The following is a 4,605-nucleotide window of genomic DNA, read 5'->3' as shown; positions in this document are numbered from 1 at the left end:
CCCCCCCCCCCCCCCCCCCCCCCCCCCCCCCCCCCCCCCCCCCCCCCTTTTTAGATGTGTATAAGAGACAGGCCGGGTTGGGGTAATTGGTAAAGTTGATCACCTGAAAAACGCCAAATGGATTATTTTCCCAGCTAGACTCATTGTTGAGGTCCGCATTCAAGAAACCTTCTGCAGTTAGGCTATCTGCATTTACCTGAGCTACGCCCAAGTAAGGCAAAACCCCACTTGATTGTGCCTGAACACTGCTGTTCATCACCATCAAACCGACAAAAAGTAAAATAATTTGGTAGCGTTTTTTCATTCAATAAGGTTGATAGTGTAAATATAACACATCGAAACTAATTTTTACATGAAAATATAATATTTTTTTCAAAGCTACGTTAAACAAATTTTAATCCAAAAAAACCTGAAGCTAGCGCGTTGTTTTAGAAAGAAATAGCCTTTCCAAAAAGCTTGGCATACTTCCGTTTATCGAACTTGTATAAGGTAGCGGCCCTGAACGAAACACCTTTTTGCTTCTCGTCTAGTTCTTTGAGCACGCCGAAGCTTAAGATCTTCTTCCTGAAATTACGCTTGTCCAGTTTTTTGCCTAAAATGAGCTCATATACATGCTGCACCTGGGTGAGGGTAAATTTCTCGGGCAAAAGTTCGAAAGCAATAGGCAAGTGCTTGATACGGCGCTTGATTTTTTCGAGACCCTTATCAAAAATATGCTGATGGTCGAACCCCAGTTTGGGCAAATCTTTTACGTTGATCCATTGCGCCCTTTTGGCATAAGAAGTCAGTGGCTTCAGGGCTTTGTCTCCACCCAGGCGCAACATGGCATAGTAAGCCACGGTAATAACCCTGCCCTGCGGATGTCGATTTACTTCTCCAAAAGTATAGTACTGCTCCATGTAGATATCGCTCAAACCAGTAAGCTCGTGCAAAATACGCAAAGCCGATTGGTCGAGGCTTTCGTTTACCCCCACCAGGTTGCCCGGCAAAGCCCACCAATCTTTAAAAGGCTCTTCGTTGCGCTCTATCAATAGGATCTTAAGTTCGCCACCATCGAAGCCAAACAACACACAGTCGATGGAAACAGCCGAATTAAATACAGGTAATACTTCTTTCAAAACACTAACGTTTTAGATATGTAAATATGAGAACAAAATAAAGACACTTGCTCGGTTAATCCATAAAAATAATGAAAAAAAATTACTTAGTGTAATTAATACACCTTATATTCGTGTATTATAATGAAACAAGACCTTAAAAATATTGCAGTACTGACTTCTGGGGGCGATGCGCCTGGCATGAATGCCTGCATTAGAGCCGTTATTCGCACCGGTATTTACCATGGCAAAAACATGTTCGGGGTAATGCAGGGCTATCAGGGATTAATTGACAACAACATCATTCCGATGGATGCCCGTTCTGTAAGCAACATTTTACACATGGGCGGCACCATCCTCAAAACGGCCAGGTGCCTCGCATTTAAAGAAGAGGCGGGCATGGAACTGGCCTTCAAAAATCTGCAGGAAAAAGAAATAGACGGACTGGTTGTAATTGGCGGCGACGGCACTTTTACCGGGGCCAAACGCTTTGGCGAAAAATACAACATCAATGTTATAGGCGTACCCGGAACCATCGACAACGATTTGAGTGGTTCTGACTTTACTTTGGGCTACGATACGGCCATCAACACCGTTATCGAAGCTATTGATAAAATCAGGGATACCGCCGATTCGCACGACCGTTTGTTTTTTATCGAAGTAATGGGCAGGGATTCGGGCTGCATTGCCTTGAGAACTGCCGTGGCCAGCGGCGCCGAAGCCGTGCTTTTGCCCGAAAGGGAAACCTCGCTCAAAGAGCTGATCACTAAATTAAAGGCTGGCGCATCGACCAAAAAGTCGTCGAGCATAGTGATCGTGTCAGAAGGCAACAAATATGGTGGCGCTTACGATATTGCCAAAAGCGTAAAAAGAAAGTTCACCCACTATGATACCAAAGTAACTATCTTAGGGCATTTGCAACGTGGGGGCAGTCCTAGTGGTTTCGATCGTATTTTAGGCAGCCGTTTGGGCTATGCCGCAGTAAATGCGCTGATAGCTGGCGAAAGCATGCAGATGGTTGGACTTTACGGCAACGCCATCAAGCTAACCAGCTTGGAAGATGCCTTGAATACGCACAACTATAAATTGGAGAGTGATTTACTAGAAATGACCCACGTTCTATCCATTTAATCAGCAAACCAATGATAGCAGTAGTTTATAGCGGATCTAAAAGCGCCTTCTGGAAAATCTCTAGCGAGGGCAAAACCATAGCGGAATGTACCATTGCGGGCATCAACCCTTGCTTTAACGACCCCAAACATATCCTTTACCTCCTCAACAAGGAAATCACCCTGATTAACCATGCTGAGCGCATCAAGAAAATCTATGCTTTTGTAGCAGGAACTTCCTCACCAGGCATGCAGGAGTCGCTGGCTCATACGCTGGGCCAGTTTTTCAGGAACAGCAAAATCAAGGTAAACGACGATTTGTATGGTGCTTCTATCGCGGCCTGCTACAACCAAAGCGGTATTGTAGGCATTTTGGGAAGCGGTGCCAACTGCGCCTATTTTGACGGCAAACGCCCTGAACAGAACAACTTTGGCTTAGGCTATATTTTGGGCGATGAAGGTTCTGCCAACTACCTGGGTAAGATTTTGCTCAAACAATACCTTGAAGATAAACTCCCGCAAGATTTGAAGAAGCAGTTTGAAGAGCGTTACAACGTTGACCGTCCGCTTATTTTAGAACGCATCTACAAAAAACCCAACGTACAGAACTACCTCAGTTCTTTTTTAGAGTTCTATATCGACAAGCGAAACAACAAATATATTGAACAACTGATCGACCAGGCTTTTGAGCGGTATTTCAGTACTTACCTGATGCCAACGGTGAAGCAGCATCCAGGCCAGGAAATCCACTTTGTGGGTACGGTGGCCGGCACTTTTCAGGACAGGTTAAGGCTAGTGGCCCAAAGGCACGACGTTCATATCATTACCATAACAAAAGAACCAATACATAATTTACTTCATTATTATTCAAATTAAATACAATGACTAAAGTAGGAATAAACGGATTTGGCCGTATCGGCAGACTTGTTTTCAGAGCCGCCTTGAAAAGAGGCCTCGACATTGTTGCCATTAACGACCTTATCGAGCCAGATTACATGGCTTATATGCTAAAATACGACACGATCCACGGCCGTTTCGACGGTACCGTAGAAGTAAAAGACGGACATTTAGTGGTAAACGGCAAAACCATCCGCATTACGGCCGAGAAAGATCCGGCTAACTTGAAATGGGACGAAGCTGGTGTAGAAATCGTGATCGAATCAACCGGTTTGTTCTTAACCCGTGCCGATGCCAACAAGCACATTGCAGCTGGCGCCAAAAAAGTGGTATTCTCTGCTCCGGCAAAAGACGACGACATCCCGACTTATGTGATGGGCGTAAACCACGATCAATTAACAGCCGATCAAACCGTAGTCTCGAATGCTTCATGCACCACCAACTGCTTGGCTCCTATTGTTAAGGTATTGCACGACAACTTTGGTGTGGTTGAAGGTTTGATGAGCACTGTACACGCGGTAACTGCCACCCAAAAAACGGTTGACGGTCCTTCGGCCAAAGACTGGAGAGGCGGCCGTGGCGGTTTCTCTAACATCATTCCTTCGTCGACAGGTGCGGCCAAAGCAGTAACCAAAGTAATCCCTTCGCTAAAAGGCAAATTAACCGGCATGTCGTTCCGTGTACCGGTTGCCGATGTTTCGGTAGTTGACTTGACTGCACGTTTGGAAAAACCGGCTACTTACCAACAGATTAAAGATGCCATGAAAGCCGCATCGCTTGAAGGTCCTTTGAAAGGCGTTTTGGGCTATACCGAAGACGAGGTGGTTTCTTCAGATTTTATCGGCGACGACCGCGCTTCGATTTTTGATGCCGGCGCTGGTATTTCGTTAAATGACAACTTTGTAAAAGTAGTTTCTTGGTACGACAACGAGTGGGGCTATTCTTCGGCCTTGGCTAAGTTCGTAGAGTACTATGGCTCTTTGAAATAGTTTCCGGTTCATACCGAGTGAAAAAGGCAATGTCGTTTGGCATTGCCTTTTTTGTTTAGCGTTATGTATATTCAGCTGAACGCTACCCTAACCTGTTAATCTGTGGCTAAAATTGGGCAATAAGAATTAGCCAAGAGTTTACAACTCACCCCGCAGCACTATACGCTTTACTCAATACGCAATACGCTACTTACATTTAACAAAAATTTAACACCTTCCGGCCTAGAGGCTCAAATATTGGAACTATTTTTGTATTGATATTCCTGAATGGTTTGGATAAACGCTTTTGTCATGCAAAAAACATGAAATGGAATATTGCGATTTTTAATCTGTCTCTTATACACATCTGACGCTGCCGACGAACCACGACATGGGTAGATCTCGGGGGTCGCCGGATCATTAAAAAAAGGGGGGGGGGGGGGGGGGGGGGGGGGGGGGGGGGGGGGGGGGGGGGGGGGGGGGGGGGGGGGGGGGGGGGGGGGGGGGGGGGGGGGGGGGGGGGGGGGGGGGGGG

General features: G+C 46.1%; 6 protein-coding genes. 3 read left to right on the top strand and 3 right to left on the bottom strand.

All coding sequences use genetic code 11. The features are described from left to right. On the bottom strand, positions 1-304 hold a 304-nt coding region (locus JHD69_RS19100; RefSeq protein ID WP_199141937.1), incomplete at its 3' end, for a hypothetical protein. Between the two features lie 124 nt (positions 305-428). Then, positions 429-1,118, bottom strand: a complete 690-nt coding sequence (locus JHD69_RS19095; protein WP_199141936.1) for an NUDIX hydrolase — start codon at positions 1,116-1,118, stop codon at positions 429-431. A gap of 123 nt (positions 1,119-1,241) precedes the next feature. On the opposite strand from JHD69_RS19095, the gene pfkA reads away from it, so the two are divergent. The 3 genes from pfkA to gap are packed head-to-tail and all read left to right on the top strand — an operon-like array spanning position 1,242 to position 4,092. Then, entirely contained in the window at positions 1,242-2,228 is a 987-nt protein-coding gene (gene pfkA / locus JHD69_RS19090) for a 6-phosphofructokinase (protein ID WP_199141935.1), read from the top strand. 11 nt (positions 2,229-2,239) lie between these two features. Beyond that, positions 2,240-3,082, top strand: coding sequence for a hypothetical protein (locus tag JHD69_RS19085; RefSeq protein WP_199141934.1), 843 nt, complete (start codon positions 2,240-2,242; stop codon positions 3,080-3,082). A gap of 5 nt (positions 3,083-3,087) precedes the next feature. After that, positions 3,088-4,092: a type I glyceraldehyde-3-phosphate dehydrogenase gene (gene gap / locus JHD69_RS19080; RefSeq protein ID WP_199141933.1), complete on the top strand. Its 1,005-nt coding sequence runs from the start codon at positions 3,088-3,090 to the stop codon at positions 4,090-4,092. A 230-nt stretch (positions 4,093-4,322) separates the two neighbouring features. Here the strand turns inward: gap and JHD69_RS19075 are convergent. Further along, the coding region (locus tag JHD69_RS19075; RefSeq protein ID WP_199141932.1) for a hypothetical protein at positions 4,323-4,605 on the bottom strand (283 nt) is incomplete at its 5' end.

Source organism: Pedobacter sp. ASV12, from assembly GCF_016429155.1.
Taxonomy (GTDB): Bacteria; Bacteroidota; Bacteroidia; order Sphingobacteriales; family Sphingobacteriaceae; genus Pedobacter.
This window is presented reverse-complemented; position numbering and strand designations above follow the sequence as displayed.